Consider the following 398-nt stretch of genomic DNA (forward strand, 5'->3'; position numbering starts at 1 on the left):
GTCCTTCCGACCGCGTCCTTCGAGCTGTCGGGCACCGGGCTCTCGGTCTCGGCCGACGCCTCGGCATCGACCGACTCGGACGGCACGATCGCCTCGTACGACTGGAACTGGGGCGACGGTTCGACGTCCTCCGGCCAGGTCGCCAGCCACGTGTACGCCTCGGCGGGCACGCGCACGGTCACTCTGACGGTCACCGACAACCGCGGTGGCACGGCGACGACGACGCGGGAGTCCGTCACGACCCACGCGAACCCGGTCGCCACCTTCACCGCGACGGCGTCGGGGATGAACGTGGACGTCTCGGCCGCGGGCTCGAGCGCCTCCGACGGCGCGACGCTGTCGTACTCCTGGAACTGGGGTGACGGCACGGCCGCGGGCAGCGGTGCGACCGCCGGTCA

1 protein-coding gene is annotated in these 398 nt (G+C 72.4%); it reads left to right on the plus strand.

Features of this window, described 5'->3' with window-relative positions:
• The coding region (locus tag DSP71_RS22515) for a PKD domain-containing protein (protein WP_181800776.1) at nt 1–398 on the plus strand (398 nt) is incomplete at both ends.

Origin of the sequence: Microbacterium sp. H6 (genome assembly GCF_003314775.1) — a bacterium.
Lineage (GTDB): Bacteria > Actinomycetota > Actinomycetes > Actinomycetales > Microbacteriaceae > Microbacterium > Microbacterium oxydans.